This is a genomic window from Pseudofrankia sp. EUN1h, from assembly GCF_001854645.1.
In the GTDB taxonomy this organism is placed as follows: Bacteria; Actinomycetota; Actinomycetes; order Frankiales; family Frankiaceae; genus Pseudofrankia; species Pseudofrankia saprophytica.
This window is the reverse complement of record NZ_MBLN01000087.1, coordinates 17787-36776: the sequence shown is the minus strand read 5'-3', so window position 1 is coordinate 36776 and position 18990 is coordinate 17787. Positions and strand designations below refer to the sequence as shown.

The 18990-nt window shown below is 74.4% G+C and carries 2 protein-coding genes; both read right to left on the bottom strand.

Annotated elements, in window-relative coordinates; translation table 11 throughout:
• Positions 1–18: 18 nt before the first annotated feature.
• Positions 19–8760 (bottom strand): hypothetical protein, encoded by an 8742-nt coding sequence (locus BCD49_RS34205; RefSeq protein WP_131803623.1) that lies wholly within the window; start codon positions 8758–8760, stop codon positions 19–21.
• Between the two features lie 328 nt (positions 8761–9088).
• Positions 9089–18610, bottom strand: coding sequence for a hypothetical protein (locus BCD49_RS34200; RefSeq protein WP_071042335.1), 9522 nt, complete (start codon positions 18608–18610; stop codon positions 9089–9091).
• Positions 18611–18990: the final 380 nt, after the last annotated feature.

Here is an 18990-nt window from a genome sequence, read left to right as displayed (position 1 = left end):
CGGCGTCCACCGCGCGAGTCACCCGAGAAGGGCCAGCGCGGCCTCCAGGTACGGATTCTCGGCGTCGGGCGCGGCCGTCCAGGACGCCAGCCGCGCCTCGTCGGGCGCCGACGCGCCGCTCGGGACCGGCGCCGGTGTCGCGGTCGGAGTCGGGCTCGGGGGCTCCGTCGGTGATGGCGTGGCCGTGGGGGTGGGAGTCGGGGCCGCCGTCGGGCTCTGGGTGGACGTCGGCGTCGGCGTCGGCGTCGGGCCCGCGGTCGCGGTCGCGGTCGGGCTGAGCGTCGTGGTCGGAGTCAGGGTCGGGATCAGCGTTGAGGTCGGAACCAGCGTCGGAGCTGGGACCGAGGTCGACGTCGGCACCGGATGCGGTGGGATCGAGGTGGGTCCGGGTGCCGGGGGTGGCTGTGTGTTCCCGGGAGGTGGAGCCGTGGATGGCGTCCCGGTCGGCGCCGGCGCGGGCGGGCTGGTCGGCGACGAGGTTCCGGGAGGCGTTGGCGGCACGGACTGTGACGGGGACACCGACGGGGAAGGCGACGGCACAGAGGAAGGCTGCTGGGTTGGCTGCTGGCCGCTCGAGTCCTCCAGGAACCAGCGCTTGAGGAACAGGCTCAGCGTGCGGTCGGCGACCCGCTCCCCGGCGATCCAGCCGACCTCGGCCAGGCCGCCGACGTGGAAGAACCGCCCCGAGGCGTAGCCGTGGCCCAGGTTGCGCAGGAAGCCGATCGGCAGGCCAGTGCTGAATGTGCTGACGGCGCTCTCCCAAGGGCTGGCCCACTGCCACTCGTCGCCGAACGCGGCCCCCACCGTCCAGCTGCTCGCCGCCGAGAGAAGCGGGTTGAAGACGGCCCCGTAGGCGCCGGTGTCATAGGCGAGGCCGCGCCACCGCGGCGCGTACTCGTTGCCGGCGAACTCCGTCTCCCAGTCGTCCCTGGGGATGTGCCGGTTGTAGGGGAAGCCGTTGTCGACGTTGCCGAAGCCCAGGCGCCACCGGCCGACGCCGCCGACCTGGTGCAGCGTCGTCACGCCGGTCCGGAACGCCCCGCCGACCAGTGAGTTCAGCACGGTCTTCTCGACCCACTTCCAGCTGAACGGGTCGTCCTTGTGCTCGCCGCTCATCCCGTTGAATATCAGCTGGCTGGCGAACCGGGCCGGGAAGTCCAGGAGGACGTCCTGCGTGTAGTCCAGGAGCGCCCGGCGCGCGACCAGCAGGCTCCGCGGGATGAACTCGCCGACCAGCCCGTCCCCGGCCCGGTACTGCCGCATGTTGAGGTACCGGTTGACCCGGTTCCAGCCACGGATCTCGTTGAGCGCGCCGCGGTAGTCCATCTCGCGGCCGGCCAGGTCCCAGCGGCCGTGCGGGGTGGCGACCATGCGTATGCGCCCCAGCGGGTCACGTTCCCAGACCCGGCCGGACAGCGTACGGATCCGCAGCAGCCCGCCCTGCGCGTCGGTCTCCCGCCACTGCCCGTGGAAGGTCTCCGTCTCGCGGAAGCGGCCGGGCTCGAGCTCGACCCGCGACCGGATGACCTGGCCCTGGTCGAACTCCCGCCAGGTGCCGAAGCCCGTCTTCTGGCCGACCGGCCGGCCCACCGGGGGCGGCGTGGCCGCCGAGGCTGACTGGCCCGCGGGGGCTGGATGGCTCACGGGGGCTGGATGGCTCGCGGAGGCTGGATGGCCAGCTGGCCCACCCGCGGCCGGGTGCCCACCGGCCGGTGTGTACTCGAGGACCCTGCCCGCGTTCGACTCGCGCAGCACCCGCTGGCCGTCGGCGCTCAGGTCGTGCCAGACGGGGGCGCGCGCCGGGATTCGGCCCGTCCCCGCGACCGGCTCGGCCTCCCAGATGGGCTTCCCACCGGCGTCGGTCCCGTGCCGCCACAGCCGTGTCGCCCCGGTGTCGCGCACCGGGGCGCCGTTGCCGTCGAAGACCTGGGAGCGCCAGCCGGTGCCGTCGTGGAAGGTTCGCAGGGTCGTGCCCTGGTCGAGCGCCCGGCTGTCCCTGACAAGGACCCAGAGGTCCTCGTCCTTGCCGCCGTTCCTGACGGTCACCTTGAGGTAGTCCCGGAAGGACTCGTCGAAATGGTCGGCGTACCGCAGGTTGAAGGGGCCGGTCGGGCGCCTGTTGCGCGCGCTGATCCGCGTCCCGGCGAAGTCCTTCGCGTCGACGGTGACATCCTGCCCGCCCGCCCGGACCCTCAGCTGGATGCCGTCCTGGTCGATCTTCCAGGCCCAGTGCCCCCGGCTCGGGTGGCCGTGGCCGGTGACCGTCACCGTGATCGGGTTGCCGCCGGCGTCCTGGACCCGCCATGCGTCGGTCCGGCCGACCAGCTCGCCGTTCGTGTCCCGGGTGACCGAGACGGTGCCTGGGCTGTCGAGGTTGACCGCGGTGTGCGACGCGCCCTCGGCGAGTCCTCGGTCGTACACCGGCCGGTGCCCGGGCAGGTAGGTGACGACGTCGCCCGCGTCGCCCGCGGTCTGGCGGACGACGACCTGCGCGCCGTTCTCGGTGACGGTGTCGACCCAGTGCGGCCCGTCGCTCGCGAAATGGCGCACCCCAGCCGCCACCACCGTGTCGCCGGGCGCCGTGCCGCCCAGCTCCTGCCAGTGCAGGTCGCGCGGGCCGGCGTAGACGCCGGGGTCGGGGTGCGCCATCCAGCGCGTGCCACCGGCCTGGCCGACCACCCCCGCGTCTGCGCGGCCGATCTCCAGGACGTTGCCGTTCTCCAGCCTCCAGGTCCCGCGCGCGAAGTGGCCGTCGTGGGTGAAGTCGGAGAAGGTGCCGTTCGTCCGGTCCCGCACCGTCCGCACTCCGCTGGCGACCTGGTTGCCCTGGGCGTCGCGCTCGATCCAGCGGAACGCCCGGAAGCGGCTGTCACCGATGTCCCAGCCGGGCGCTGGATCGCCGGGGGCGCCCCGGCGGAGCCGGAGGTCGCTCGGCCTGGGGAAGTCGACGTCGCCGATATCCCGACGAACCCGCCACCAGCCAGGTTCGCCCGACGGGCCGACCGCGCCAAGGTCCTGCCTGGCCGTCCAGACCTGTCGCGGCGGGCGCAACTCGGCGTACCGCTGCAGGTCCAGCGCGTGGCCGCCGCTCATCGCCTCGCTGGCGCGGGTCAGCTCGCTCTGCGGGGAGAACTGCGCGAAGCGTTCGGTCGGCCGGCCGGCGGTGTCCAGCTCGTGGACCAGGTAGTCGAACGCGTCGCGTGGGCGGTGCAGGCCGACGAAGGGGAAATGGCCTTTCCCGAACACGGCAGGGTAGTACCGCTGCGCGACCTCGCCCGTCGTAGCCCGGTCCACCCAGCCACGGCCGTACCGGACCCGCTCACCTTCCGCCACGAGGCTGTGGTCGGTGCCGAAGCGGTGCCAGCCCCACCGGCCGGACACCTCCTGCTCGGCGCGCACCAGGCCGCCGTCGGGCAGGTTCAGGTACTCGCGCACCCGCGGCCCGGTCGGCCCGAGCAGGCCCGCCTCATGGTCCCACCACATGCCGTCCGGGATCTCGTCGTACGTGCGGTAGCCGCGCCTGGCCTCGAAGTGGTCGAGGCTCCGCCCGGAGTCCCGCCACTCGATCCAGTGGTGGCGGCCCCTGGCTCTGCCGAAGACCTCCAGCAGGTTGCCGTTCGAGAGCCGCTCGCGGACGTAGACGGCCGTCCTGTGCCGCGCCAGCGGGTCGACCAGCCGCAGCTCGCCGGCCCGGCCGGTCACGACCTCGCCCCTGCCGCCGTAGTCGGGTATCCGGGTCGCGCCACTGGCGTCTCCCGGGATCGGTTCGCGCCGTTCCCAGGTCCGCCCGGCGTGGTCGATCTCGAACGTCGCCCCGGACCGGTCACCGCCGCGGGCGAACGCCGACACGCGCTCGCGGCTCAGCGTCCCGTCCAGGTCGTACAGCCGGAAGTCGCCCCCGTGGCGGCCCGCGGTGGTCGTGACCCGGACGTGGGTGCCGTCCCATGCCGCCTCGGCCCCGCGGACCTGGACGAACCTCGCGGGCCCGGTCCCGCCCCGCAGGCGCGCGAGCACCTCGACGTCGAGGTCACCCGTCGTCGCGTTGCGCGCCGCGCGGATCATCAGGCCGTTGTCCTGCCCGTGGGCCGGTCCCAGCCGGATGTTGTCCAGCCTCGCCGGCTGGCCGTCGGCGCGCAGGACGATCCTCATGTCGCCGTTGGTGAGCTCTCGGCCGCCGCCCGGCTGGGCCTGGGCATGCCAGCCTGGCGGGGCGGTGTGGGCGCCGCCCCCGGCGCCGCCAGGCCCGTGGCCGGTATGCGGCGTGCCGCCGGCGGACGCCAGGTGCTGCTGCTGGGGCTGATGGTGCCAGCCAGCGCCACCGCCCGGGGGTTGCGCGGGGGCGGCGGGGTGCGCCCCGGTCGTGGGGTGGCTGGGGCTCGTGGGCGCGGGGTGACTGGCACTGGCCGGTGCGGGATGGCTGGCACTGGCGGACGCGGGGTGGCCGGGGCCGGTCGGCGCGGGGTGGCTGGGGCTGGTGGACGCGGGCGGCGGGTGAGCCACCGTGCCGTCCGCGGCGTACCGGTATTCGGTGCCGTCCGCGCGGGTGATCGTGCCGCCGCGTTCGGCGGCGGTGTGGGCCAGGCCCTCCTCGAGGGTGCCGTCCGCGTGGCGGAGGGTCGCCGTGCCGGCGGCATGGTCGACGGTGAGGTGGGCGTAGAGGTGGTGGCCAGGGTCCTGGAGGAACTTCCCGCTGCCGGTGAGCCGGCCAGCGCCATCGAACTCCCGGAAGTCCGCGATGCGGGCGCCCGACCCGTCCAACAGCACGACGTCCTCGAAACCGGTCACGGCGGCGAGATCGTCCGTGGTCAGCGCCGTGACGCGGACGCCATCGCCCTCGATCTCCTCGAACGCACCCCGATAGACGTCACGGGCTCCCGGATCGATGATCCGCCCGAGCCTGCCGTCGGCTGTGGCGGTGACCGTCAGGTGACGCCCATCCGCCAGGAACCGCGCTTCCGTGCCACCCCAGGCCACCGGCGAGGCCGCGAGCGCGCGCGGCGGCCTGGAGGGCCAGGCGTGGACCATCCGCCCGTGACGGGTGACCTGGACCCAGTGGGTGAGCTCGCCGGTGTTGCCGCGGACGCCAACGGGTCCGCCCTCGATGAGGACCCGGGCCTTGTTACGGACCCACAGGCCTGCGGCGTCCGCGTAGGCCGCGGCGTCGAGCGTGACCTTCTCGGCGTCGACGTGGCGCAGGAAGAGGCTCTTGAGCTCCGGGCCCGGGGCGTTGGCGAGGTGCGGCGCCATCTTCGCCGGGCTGACGGTGTAGGCGCCGTTGGTCCAGTGCCCCTGCGGGCTCATGCGCGGGACGGGCAGGCTGTGGCTGAAGGTGGTCAGGGCGATCGGCGCGTGGCTGCCGTCGGCGGAGACGAGCTGGTAGCCACCGCGCGGGCCGGTGGTGAGCCGCAGGTCGCCGGTGACCTGGCCGTCGGCGTGGTGCCAGACCGCGGAACCGTCGGCCGCGACCTCGACATGCCCAAGCGGCGTCCCGTCCGCGGCGGCATGGGTGATCCGGGCGTCGGTGAGCGTCCCGCCGGCGTCGAAGGACAGATGCGTGCCGTCGGGCCGGTGAAGGTGGAACCCGCCGTCGCCGTGGGGGGTGAAGCGCAGATCGCTGCTGACGGCCTTGCCGTTCGCCTCGAACCAGGTGGTCGTCCCGTCGGCCCTGATCCGGGTGCGGCCGAGGGCGTCCCCGTTCTCGAGGGTGTGACGCAGGTTCGCGTGCAGGATCCTGCCGTCCGCGTCGAGCTTCATCCGGTTGCGGCCCACGGTGAGAGTCACCGATCCGTCGGCGTCGTGCGTGACCGCCCAGGGGCGGGGGTGGCCGGCGACCCGGGCGGTGCCATCGGCGTGCAGGAACACGTCGAACGCCGGGTCACTGCCGACTGATGCCGCCAGCCGGCGTGGCTGGGCCGAACCGCCACCACCGGGCACACCGTCGAAGGGATCCGGCGCCGAGGAGGGCACCGGACGCGGTGGCTGGCCGGGCGGCTTCTCTCCGCCGCCACCCGAGCCCGCCTGGGGCCGTTCGCCCGCCGGTGGTGGCGTGACGGCGGTGTGCTCGACGCCGCCGGGTGACCCAGCCGGGCCCTGCGTCGTTCCCGGGKGCGGGTCGGTGCGCGCGGCCGGCGCGTCCTCGGCGGCGCGCGCGGGCGGCCCGTCCGCGGTGGTCAGGGCCCGTGCCGTTTCGTCACCCATGGTGGGGCTCGGCGTCGTCAGCTCGGCTCGGGCGTGAGCCAGGCGTGCCTCGGCCGCGTGCCGGTCGACCAGCGCCGTGATCATCGCGTCCGGGTCGTGCGCCCCGGCGAGCAACGCGGAGTCGAAGGCGGCGTGCGCCTGTGACACCTCCTCGGTGGCGCGCTGGTGAGCCGTCGCCGCGTCCAGCGGCTCACCCCGCCCGCCGGCCCCCGTGTCCTCCCGCGCCCAGTGCTGCTGATGCGGCTGCTGATGCCAACCCGCCCGACCGTCGGAAGCCGACGTGCCCGCGCCCACCAGCGACCGCTCCGGCGTGCCGGCCCCGGCCGGCGGCCGGAACTCGGGCCGGACCGGTACGCCGACGCCGTCGGTCGACGCCGTGGCGGCTGGCCGAGCGCCGTGGCGCTGGGCGGCGACGCCGGCGGACTCCGGGCGGCGCGCGGCCTCGTCCAGACCGGCCCCACCGTGGCCGGCGCTGGCGGAGTCAACCAGGTGCCGGGTGCCGGCCGGCCCCGTCTCGGCGAGCAGTTCGGAGGTGTCCGGCGTGTGCGGAGCCGGCTCGGCGAGCGCCCCGTCGGCCGGCGACGGCGTGCCCCGCGCTCCGGCCGGCGTCTCGTTGCCCGCGCCGAGAACCTCACGAGCTCGATCTGGCGTGGTGGCCGTTCGRCTGGCGTCGTCGGGCAGGCCCCCCAGATCGTGGGTGGCGCCGGAGCCGATCCGTACCTCCGCGCCGTCGAACACCAGGTCCCGGCCCGTCGCGGCGGCCGGCGCTGACGAGCCGGGGCGAGCCTCGGCCGGCAGTCTGGGCGCCGCGTCGAGCGGGGCCGTGCGGGGTGCATCGAGCGCTGCCCGCGCGCCGGGCGCCGACACGGCCGTGTCGGCGCCGGTGGCCCGGGTGACGGGCGCGGCGGTCTCGACGCGGGAGAAGTCGATCGCGAAGGTGTCGCCGCCGGTGCGCAGGGCGGTGACGTGTTCCGCGTTGGTGATGAGCTTGTGCTCCACCGGTCTGAAATCCGCGAGCGCCTCCCCGAGGCGCCTCGCGGCGTGCGCCTGCCCGAGCAGGTCCACCGCGTGCGTGGGTGCCAGGTGCGCCGTGGCCGCGAGCGCGCCGGTGTCGGCGAACGCCCGCGCGCCGGCATGGCTCATCGGGCTCGCGAGCTGGCCCGCCGCGGCCGCGGCGCCGTGCGGGAGGATCAGACCGGACGCACCCGTGGCGAGCGATGCGGACGCTCCGGCCGGTTCGAGCAGCGTCGCCGCGCCCGAGCCGAGGAGCGGGTTGTGGCCAGATCCGAATCCGAGCCCGGATCCCGTCGCGTGCCCGCCGGCCGCCGAAAGCGCGTGCTCCATCCCCGCGCCCGGGTACGGGCCGGCCGGGGAGTGGATGCCGAGCAGCGCGTCGCCGAGGTGCGCGCCGGTGTGGGTGGCGGCCGCGGCGGCGCCGGGGAGATAGTCGGCCAGGCCCAGGTACTTCGGGATCTGGAAGCCGCGGCCCAGGATGGCGAGGTCGTGAGCGCCCCAGACCCCGAGAGCCCCGATCTCGTTGGCTTCGAGGGGTGTGAAGATCCGTAGCCACTTCAGGTCGTGGAACTGGTTGGCGAAGCCGGCTTTCGTGCTCTGCCAGGGGTGCAGCGCCTTGAGCTGGGCGAGCTGTCTGGCGGCGCCGGCCTTCAGGCCCTGCCAGGGGTGCAGCGCGGTCAGCGCCTGCCAGGGGTGCAGCGCTCCGAGCGTCTTCGGCAGCTCGACGAGGGTGACGAAGCCGCGCAGGGCGAGCACGCGGGCGGCGTCGGCGGCCTTCCCGAGGATCGCGACGACGTCGTACGACTTGGCGACCAGGAACGGCAGCGTCAGCGCCCGGGAGAAGTCCCACGCACTGATCGCGACCTTCMCCGCGCCCTTCAGCAGGTCCAGCGCCCCCGAACCGAGGGCCTTCCAGGTCTTCAGCGCCATCAACGGCTTCGTCGTCGGCGCCACCGCCATCAACAGGCCGAACAACAACCCCCAGCCATTCGTGTCACCGTTGGCGTAGTCGACGACCGCCTTCGCCGCGAGCACCACGTTCAGCGCGAAGGCCAACAACCCAAGCGGGCCGCCGACGACGAGCGCGACCAACGTGATCACGATCGCGACCTCGTTGAACGCGTCCCAGAACTGCTGACACCCCGTCTTCGGCGAAACAATCGCCCTCGCCGCCTCGCGGATCGCGCTCGTCGCCACGGACGCGGCCTTACCCAGATCCGCCTGCGCGTTGATGGCGTCCGTACGCAACCCCGCCAGCGCCGGATCATCCGGCGCCAGCCCCTCCGCCTGCGCATGCGCCGCATCCGCACGGCCCTGCGCGTCACGCATCGCCCGGATATAGCCGCGAACAGCCGGCTCTGCCTGGTCGAACGCACTGTGAACACCAGCAATAAAATTGCGGATCGCGCCGTTCACCGTGTCCCGCAGATAGTCCGCGGTCTTGCCGACGAACGCCCCGTCGCCGGTACTGCGGACCACCCCGGTCAACTCGTCATGAACCCTCGACGCCTGCCAACGCATCTTCCCCATGAAATCCGCGACACCCACCAGCGCATCCGGATCACCCGGCGTCGGATCCCCCTCCAAGTGGAGCCGCGACCAGTTGGTCGGCCGACCACCCACCCACGCCTCCCCACCGCACCGCCGCCCGGTCCACTCGCGTTCATCGCGAGGTCGCCGGACGTTCCGCTGGGGTCAACGTGGCGAAGCAGACCAAGGTTCATTCGCCGGCCAGCTTGGGTTCACCTTGGTGCCCGGGTTTCACTTTGGTGACGTGAGCGCGTCGGACGAGTGACAGGACGCGCGGGCCGACGCCACATCCCGGCCGTGCCAGAGCAGACCGGCGCTCAGGCGAGCAGGGTGCGTACCGCCCTGGTCATCCCAGTAGTGCGAGCGCGGCCTCCACGTGCGGGTCCCCGTCCCCGGAGTCGGCCACGATGGGCCGGATCACCGGCCGCGGCCGGCCGGGGGGCGCCGACGTGGGGCTCGACGTCGGGGTCGCGCCGGGCGAGGACGGTGCTGTCGAGGAGGCGCCGAACCCAGGGGTGGCGCTGGACGTGGGGGTCGGCAAGGGCGTCGAGGACGACGGCGGGGCTGGGCTCACCGTGGGCGTCGCGGCTGGGCTCGACGTCGGGGTCGGGGTCGGGGTCGGCGCGGGCGCCGGCGCCGGCGCGGGCGCCGGCGCGGGCGGGGCGGGCGGGGCGGGTGGGGCGAAGTACTGGTCGTAGAGGTACCGGCCGGCGAGGCGCTCGACGGTGCGCTCCCCCCAGATGAAGCCGATGTCGGCCAGGCCACCGCGGTGGAAGAACCGGCCGGAGAAGTACGCGTGGGTGCCGGTCCGCACGAAGCCGATCGAGCCGCCGACCGCGAGCGAGCTCAGGGCGTAGGCCCCGCCCTCCCGCAGGGACTGACCGAAGTCGCCGTCCGACGTCACCAACGCGACGCCGGTGTTGGCCAGGAACGAGATGGCCGGGCTCGCGAGCAGTGTGGACGTCGTGTAGTCGTAGGTGATGGTGCGCCAGCGTGGCGGGTTCTCGTTGCCCGCCCACTCGTTCGACCAGTTCTTGTCCTGGTTGTACGGGTTGCGGGTGTAGTGCTTGCCGCCGTCGACGTTGGCGAGGCCATCGCGGTATCCCTTGAGCGGGCCGGGCTCGTGCAGCGCTGACACCCCGCCCTTGAGCACGCTGTTGATGAACGCGCCCAGCACGCCGCCGCGCAGGAACTCCTCCATGGTCAGGTTCCGGTGCTCGGTGGCCTGGAAGTAGATCTCCTGGGAGAGGGTGCGGGCCGCGAGGTCGATGGTGAACTCCTGCGCCCAGTCGAGCGACAGCTTCGTCCAGACCCGCCGCGGGACCGAGATGAACTCGCCGGCGAGCCCGTCCGTCGCGAGGAACTGGCGGCGGTTGGCCTCCCGCAGGTAGCGGTTTACGCCGCGGAACTCGTTGGTCGCGCCGCGGAAGTCGATCTCGCGGCCGACGATCTCCGTCCGCTCGCCGCCGGTGATCGTGCGCCGGCCGAGGGCGTCACGCTCGTAGATCCGCCCGCTCAGCGTGCGGTGACGCAGCAGCTTCCCGTCGACGTCGGTCTCCCGCCACTGCTGGTGGAAGTTCTCGGTCTCCCGGAAGATCCCCGGCCGGTTCGCGACCTCGAGCCGCTGGCGGAACACCCCGCCGAGGTCGAACTCGCGCCACTGGCCCCAGCCGGACGGCAGGTCGGGCGGTCGGGGCGTGCGGTACTCGCGGACGCGGCCCCCGGCCGACTCCCGCAGCACGTGGCCGTTCGCGTCGACGTCGCGCCAGTCCGCCGCGGCGCGGCCCGCCGGCGCCTCGGTGACCCAGCGGCCGGACGGGTCCGAGGAGGCGCCCCGCGCGCGGAACTCACGGGTGCCGACGGAGGTGACGTCCTCGACCCCGTCGGCGTCGTAGCGCGCCGAGTGCCAGCCGCCGGCGGCGTCGCGCTGCGCCCGCAGCGTCGTGCCCGCCTCGAGCGAGCGCAGGTCGCGCACCAGGTGAAGCTCGCCGTCGGTACCACGGACGAAGTCGCGGTAGGAGTCGTCCCACGCGCCGGTCCAGCGCTCGGCCCGGCCACTCACCCGTAGCCCCGCCGTCCCGTCGGCGTGCTCCCAGGCCCAGTCGGCCTTGCGCGGGTCGCCGTGCCCGGCGACGACGGCCTGGCCGCCGCCGCTCGGCCAGGCGTCGGACCGGGCCACGACCTGGCCCATCGTGTCGTGGGTGACCGAGACCGCGTCGGGGTCGCGCGGGAGGGGCCGCCCGTCCACGAGACGCGACGGATCGTGGACGGGCCGGCCGCCGGGGGCGTAGGTGACGACGTCACCGTTGTCGGCAACGGTGTGGCGGACGACGACCGTGCGGTCGCCGCCCGGGGCGCGCTCGGTCATCGTGTCGACCCAGTGATGGCCCTTCTCGGCGAAGTGCCGCTCGCCGGTCGCCACGACGTTCCRCTTCCCGTCGAGCTGGCGCCAGCTCAGCGTGCGGCCGCCCTCGCCGGGGACGCCGCCGGAGACGGACTCCCAGGTGCCGTCGGCACGGCGGCCGATCTCCACCGTGTGGCCGTTGTCCAGCTTGAGGGTGCCGCGGACCAGGTAGCCGTCGACGGTGTAGTCCGAGAACGACCCGTCCGGCCGGACGGTGCGCACGCCGGTGGCGGCGCGCTCGTCGACGACGAGGTGTTCGCCGTCCGGCAGCCGCTCCGTCCAGCGATACACCTGGAAACGGCTGTCCCCACGCAGGAAGCCGGTGTTCGGGAAGTCGACCGTGCCGTAGTGGCCGAACCGGGCGAGCCGCGAGACGGTCCTGCCGCCCGGCCCGCCGAGGCTCTCCGGCGTCTTCCACAGCTGGTGCGGCGGGCGCTGCTCGGTGAAGCGGGTGAGATGAAGGCCGTTGCCGCCCGCCAGCCGTTCGAGGGAGGCGGTCTCCTTGCTCTGCGGGGAGAACTGGGTGAACGTGTCGCGCAGCTGGCCGGAGTCGTCCAGGTGATGCTCGACGTAGTGGAAGGCGTCGCGGGTCCGGTGCATGAAGTAGCGGTACCGCTGCGCGACCTGGTCGGTCCCGTCCGTGTAGTCGACCCAGTCGCCCAGTCGCCCGTGCCAGTGCCGGACCCGCCGTCCCGCGAGCACCTCGTTGCCGGTGCTGTCGTAGCGGCGCCAGCGCCAGCCCCCGTCAGGGTGCCGGTCGGCGCGCACGATGCCGCCGTCGGACATGTGCAGGTATTCGCGCTCTTTGCGGCCGAACGCGCCGAGGTCCCACCACATGCCGTCGATCTCGTCGAACCGGCGCAGGCCCCGGCCGGCCAGGTCGCCGAGCAGGCCGTCACCGAGCCGGTCCCACTGAAGCCAGTGCAGCCGTCCGGCCACGTCGCCGACGTGGCCGCCGCGTTCGGCGAACAGCTCGAGGTACCGGTCACCGAGCCGCCCCTCGGCGGGCAGCGTCGCACGGATGTAGAACGTCGTCCCATCCGCTCCGGCGAGGACGAGCTCCCCGGCCCGGCCGCGCGCGATCACACCCTGCGCGCCGTAGGCGACCTTGCCGCTCGGCCCGGACAGTTGAACGCCGTGCCGGTCGACCCGACGCCAGGTCCCGGCGGCGTGGTCGATCTCGAACCGGGTGCCGTCCGGGCGGCCGCGGCGGTCGAGCCAGCTCACCCGCTCGGACAGCGGCTTGCCGCCACGGTCGTAGACCCGGACGTCGCCGCGGTGAGGGCCGTCGGTCGTGTCGATCACGCGGTACCGGTCACCGGCCCGCGTGACGTCGACGCCGCCGATCGGCCGGCCGTTGCCGTCGTGGTAACGGGGCGTCGGCGCGCCGCCGCCCGGGTCCGGGTGCTCACGGATGTGCCCGTCGCCGAACTCGCGCTGAGGGCCACGGGGTGCCTGGCCGGCGCCGGCCACCCCCGAGCCGTGCGCCCCGCCTGACGCCGAGCCGTGCGCCCCGCCTGGCGCCGAGGGGTGCGCCGGCGTCGAGATCGGCGGGTGCCCCGTGCCCGACGCCGAAGCATGGGTGGACGTCGAGCCATGACCCCTGGGCGAGGGCCGGCTGTGCTCCTGTACCGACACCGAACCGTGCCCGCCGGCCGGCGCGGGGCCATGCGCCTCCCCCGGCACCGAGCCATGGGTCGCGGGCTCCGGCGCGAGGTGGCGGAGGGGTTCGGGGCGCGCGGCCGGGTCGAGGTGCGGGGCCCGCGGCTGGCCCAGCGCCGCCGCACGCCGGCGCAGCAGCGCGTCGCGCAGGTCGAACAGGCCGTCGCGCAGATCGAAAAGGGCGTCGAGCTGCACCGCGCCGGCGTCGCCGCCCAGCGCCTCCAGGCGCGGGAAGAACTCGTGTGCCCAGTCACGGGCCGCCTGCATCCGCTCGACGCGCGTCGAGGCTGGGACGAAGTCACCTATGAGCCCGTCCGTCGCGAGCAGCTGGCCGCGGCTCATGCCCCGCGGGGACGGGCCTCGGCCCGGGAACCCGCCGGACGGCCCGGACGGCCCGGAGGGGCCAGACGGGCCAGACGGGCCGGACGGGCCGGACGGGCCGGGCTCGCGGCCGACGATCCGCGACCGCCCAAACGGGTCACGGTCCCAGATCCGCCCGCTCATCGACCGGTAGCGCAACAGCCTCCCGTCGGGGTCGGTCTCCCGCCACTGGCCGTGCCCGTGCTCCGTCTCCCGGAAGATCCCGGGCTCGGTCTCCCGCCGCTCGCGCAGCACCGTGCCCAGGTCGTGCTCGCGCCACTCGCCCCACCCGGGCGGCGCGTCCACCGGCCGAGGCAGGCCGCGCTCCACGACACGCTCGGCCCCTGGGTCGAGCAGGTCGTCGAGTTTCTCCCGCTCGAGCCAGCTGTACTCCAGGATCCGGCCGTCGGTGGACTCGCGGACGACCACCAGACCGTCCTCGGTCGCCGCGACGTCGCGCCAGTCGGCCGCCGCCCGGCCCGGCGGCGCGTCCGGCGCCCAGTGGTCGCCGGGCGCATGGCCGTCACCGGGCCGCTTCCACTGGCGGGTGGCCAGCTCTCCGGGCTCCGCGACTCCGTCGGCGCCGAACCGCCCGGAGCGCCAGGTGCCCTCCGCGTCGCGGTAGGCCCGCAGCGTGGACCCGTTCTCGAGTGAGCGCAGGTCGCGGACCAGGTGGAGCTCGCCGTCGGCGCCGGCGACGTAGTCGCGGTAGGACTCGTCCCAGCTGCCCGTCCACCGCTCGCCGCGTCCGCTGACCCGCGGACCGGTCGCGCCGTCGGCCTCCCACACCCAGTCGCCCCCGCGAGGCTCGCCGTGGCCCCTGACCATCGACAGCCCGTCGTCCACCGCCCAGTGGTCGGTGCGGGCGACGACCCGGCCCATCGGGTCACGGGTGACGGAGACCGCGTGGGCGTCCTGGGGGTGCGGCCCGGTGTGGTGGGTCCCGGTGGCGGGCGGCTCATACCGGGGCCGGTCCCCGGGGGCATAGGTGACGACGTCGCCGTTGTCGTTCGCGGTGTGGCGGACGACCACCGTGCGTTCGCCGCCGCCGGGCCCGGGCTCGGTCGCCGTGTCGACCCAGTGGCGGCCGTCGGCGGCGAAGTGCCGCTCGCCCGTCGCCACCTCCGTCGGGCCGTCGAGCTCACGCCAGCGCAGCGGGGCGCGTCCCCCGTCGCCGGGCCGGCCGTCGAGGACCGACGCCCACCGGCCGTCGACTTCGCGGCCTACCTCCAGGACGTGGCCGTCGTCCAGCCGGAAGGTTCCGCGCACGAGATGACCACCGGCGAAGTCGGAGAACGACCCGTCGGGCCCGACGACCCGGGCGCCGCTGGCGAGGGGCTCGCCGCCGGCGGGTCGCTCCGTCCAGCGGAACACCTGGAGTCGGCCGTCACCGCGCAGCCAGGCCGCGCTCGGGAAGTCCACCGCCTCGTGCCGGATCCCGCCGGTGGCCCGGGCGACGAACCGCCCTGCCTGCCTCTCCAGCTGCTCCGGAGTCGTCCCGTGGCGGCTGGGCGGACGCCAGTCGGCGGCGTGCCGGATCTCCAGCTCGTTGCCCCCGGCCACGTGCTCGAGGCGCTCGGTCATCGAGCCCCGCGCCGAGTACTGGGTGTAGGCGTCGCCGACGCGGTGGTCGCGGGCCAGGCTGTAGACCGAATGGTCGATGGTCAGGTCGCGCTCGAGATAGTGGAACGCGTTCCTGGGCCGGTTCGCCCAGCCGAAGTACCGCTGGGCGAAGGCCTCCGAGTCGGCGTGCCGGTCGGCCCAGCCGCCGCGGCTCCAGTAGCGCCGCCCGTCCATGACCTCGATGCCGTCCTGGTAGCGGGTCCAGAACCAGTGCCTGTGCGTGTACCAGTGGTCGCGCAGGCCGCTGTCCGCGCGGACGATGCCGCCGTCGTGCGTCTCCGCGTAGGTGCGGACCTTCCGGCCGAGGCCGTCGACGTCCGACCACATGCCGTCGATGTTGCCGTCCACGCGCATGCCGCGGTCGACCAGGCGGCCGCCCAGCTCGCCGTAGTACAGCTCGCCGGGGCGCGCCAACCCGCCGGGGCGCACGAGATCCTCGGGGCGCATCGACTCGCGGATCTGTTGCAAATCGCCGGTGCGCAGCAGCTCGTCGAGCCGCCGCTCGGCGCCCGGGAGCCGCTCGGGAGCGATGCGCTGCAGGTCCCCCGCTCGTTCCCACTCGAGCCAGTGCTGCCGCCCGCTGACGTCGCCGAGACGGCCTCCGCGCTCGCCGAACAGCTCCAGCCAGCGGCTGTGCGCCACCTCCCCCTCCCAGCGGTCGGGAAGCGAGGCGCGGACGTAGAAGACCGTCCGGTCGGCGTCCCCGTCGCCTCGCAGGATGAGCTCGCCCTGGCGGCCGCGGTCCACGAAGCCCTGGGAGCCGTACGCCGCCCGGCCGCCCTCGCCGGCGAGCTGGTCGCCGTGCGCGTCGAGGCGGGTCCAGCGCCCGGCCTGGTGGTCGATGTCGAACCAGGTGCCGTCGGGCCTGCCCCGGCGGTCGAGCCAGCTCACCCGTTCACGGGCGAGGCCGCCGTCCGGGCCGTGTACCCGGTAGTCGCCGTCGTGCGGGCCGCCGGAGATGTCGGTGACGCGGTACCCGTCGTGGTCGCGCACGATGGCGAAGTCATCCGGCGGCAGGCCTAGGTCGGCGTGGCCGCGCGGGATCGACTCGCCGCCGCCGGGCGGCGGTGCCCCGTCAACGGCCGCCTGCTGCTGTTGCAGCGGCTGCTGCCGTAGACCGGCGCCGTCATCCCCGGAGTGCGCGGCGGCTCGGGCCGGCGGCGGGTCGGCGTGCACGGCCGCATGGGCCGGCGACGGGTCACCGGTTGTAAGGGAGCGCGCCACGTCGTCGCCCGTGCCCGTACCCGTGCCGGCGCCATGGCCGAGCGCCGCCAGGTCGGACTCGGCCTGGGCCAGGTGCGCCTCGGCCGCGCGCCTGCCGACCAGCGCGTCGAGGAGCGCGTCCGGGTCGTGCGCACCGGTGACCAGCGCCGTGTCGAAGGCGGTGTGTGCCTGGGTGACCTGCGCGGCGGCCCGCTGGTGCGCCGCGGCGGCCTCCGGCGCCCGGAACTCGGGGCGGACGGGGACGCGGGCGGGGTCGGACGCACCCGCGCCCGACGCGGCGCCCGTCTCGGCGCCGCGGGGCCGGGCGGCGACGCCGGCGGTCTCCGGGCGGCGCACGGCGGCGTCGAGACCGGCCTCGCCTTGACCAGCGCTGGCCGAGTCCACCCGGTGCGACGCGCCGGCCGACCCGGCCTCGTCGAGCGAGCCACCCGGCGCGTGTGCCGCCGGCTCGGCCAGCCCACGCCCGGCGAGCTCACGCCCGGCCTGTGGCGTACCCGGTGCCTGGGCGGACGCCGTCCGGGCCGCGGCTGGATCGCCATGAGCCCTGTCCAGCCTGCCAGCGGGGACAGCCCTGCCTTCCGCGCCGGGCAGGCCGTGGACATCGCGGGCGCTGGCCGGGCCGATCCGCACCTCGGCGCCGTCCATGGTGATCTCCCGGCTCACCGCGGAACCTCGCGGGCCCGTGCCGGTAGCGGCCGCTGGCCGGGACGCCGCCGTGTCGACCGCGTCGACCGGGGACGACCGAAGGGGCTGCTCGGCGTGAGGGGTCGAGCCAGATGCCGACAGCCGTGGGTCGGCGCCGACGGTGTGCGCGTCGGCGATGTGCGCCCCGGCGGTCGCCGGTTCGGCGTCGGTGAAGGTGAACGCGATGCGGTCACCCCCGCCGCGGGTCACGGTGACGGGTGCGTCGCCCGTCAGGATGGCCCGCTGCTCGACCGGCCGGAAACCCGCCAGGCTCTCGCCCAGGTGCCCCGCCATCCGGGTGGACCCGAGCAGGTCGACCATCCCGGTCGCCCGGGCCATGTGCGCCGGCGCGAACGCCGACAGCGCGCCCGCGTGGGCAGGCAGCGCTCCAGCCGCGGCGAACCCGCCGGCACCGGCGAGCATCGGGACCCCGGTGTGATCCACCAGGCCCATGAACCCACCCGCCGCGCCGACGTGCGGCACGAGGAGTCCGGACGCGCTGGTCGAGAAGCCGGCGGACGCGCCGGCGGGTTCGAGCAGCCCCGACAGGCCCGGCTCGAAGCCGAGCGTGTGGCCGGGCCCGCCGAACAGGCCGGCGGAGCCAAGCGGGCTCGTGGAGCCGAACAGGCCGGCGGAACCAAACGGGCTGGTGGAACCGAACGCGTGGCTGCCAGGCGCGAACCGCGCATGATCCATCCCGCCGGCTCCCGACAGGCCGACCGGACCATGCCCGCCGAAGAGCGGGTGCCCACCGAACGGCAACGGGCCAGTGGACGGCGAGTAGACGCCGGACGGCGGGTGGCCGCCGAGGCCGCCGAGGGCGTGGGCCCCACCCGCGATGCCGTCGGCGACGTAGTGGGCCGGGTTCAAATACTCCGGTATGCGCAGTCCGCGGCCCAGAACCGACAGCTTGAACGCGCCCCGCAGGCCATAGACACCGATCTCGTCGGCCTCCAGCGGCGTGAAGATCCGCAACCATTTTCCCTGGAGGAACTGGTTGGCGAAACCCGACTTCAGGCTCTGCCACGGGTGCAGGCCCGCCAGCCGCTCGAACGGACGCAGTCCCATCAGCGCCTTCGGCAACTGGACGAGGGTGACGAAGCCGCGCAGCGCGAGCACCCGGGAGGCGTCGGCCGCCTTGCCGAGTACGGCGACGACGTCCCATGTCCTGCCCATCACGAGGGACAGCGTCATCACGCGGGAGAAGTCCCAGGCAGTGATGGCTACCTTGCCCGCACCCTTCAACAGGTCCAGCGCCCCCGCACCCAGCGCCTTCCACGTCTTCAGCGCCATCAGCGGCCTCGTCGTCGGTGCCACCGCCATCAACAGGCCGAACAGCAATCCCCAACCATCCGTCTTGCCGGTGGCGTAGTCGACGACGGCCTTGACGGCGAGCACCGCGTTGAGCGCGAACGCGAGCAGGCCGAGCGGGCCGCCGACGACGATCGCGACCAACGTGACCACGATCGCGACCTCGTTGAACGCGTCCCAGAACTGCTCGCAGCCCGTCTTCGGCGACAYGATCGCCCTCGCCGCGGTCCGGATCGTCTGCGCCGCCGCCGACGCGGCCCTACCCAGATCCGCCTGCGCGTTGATCGCGTCCGTCTGCAACCCCGCCAGGGCCGGATCATCCGGCGCGAGCCCCTCCGCCTGGGCATGCGCCGCATCCRCACGGCCCTGCGCGTCACGCATCGCCCTTATATAGCCACGAACAGCCGGCTCCGCCTGGTCAAACGCACTGTGAACACCCGCGATGAAGTTACGAATCGCACCGTTCACCGTGTCCCGCAGATAGTCCGCCGTCTTACCGACGAACACCCCGTCGCCAGTGCTGGCGACGACGCCCGTCAACTGCTCATGGACGGTGGTCGCCTGCCGACGCATCWTCCACATGAAATCCGCGACACCCACCAGCGCATCCGGATCACCCGGCGTCGGATCCCCCTCCAGGTGGAGCCGCGACCAGTCAACCGGCCGACCACCCACCCGCGCCTCCCCACCACATCGGACCGAGGCTGCTCGCGACCAGAGCAGCCAGGTCCCGCCCTGGTGCTCGGGTGGGCTCCGGTTCGCGACGCCACTTCCTCCCCGTGGACCTCCACACTTGACGGCCAACATGGCCTGTTCTGCCGAGGTTCATGGAATTTTGATGAACCTCGGCGCTATCGCCCGCGTTGTACCGAACGGCAACCAGCGCGGGCCAGGCACTGTGTGAGGAGGGACGGCCAGATGCGGCTGCGGGATGTGCCAGCCCCCGACCGGCCGTGGCGCCGGCCGCGGGCCGCGCTGAC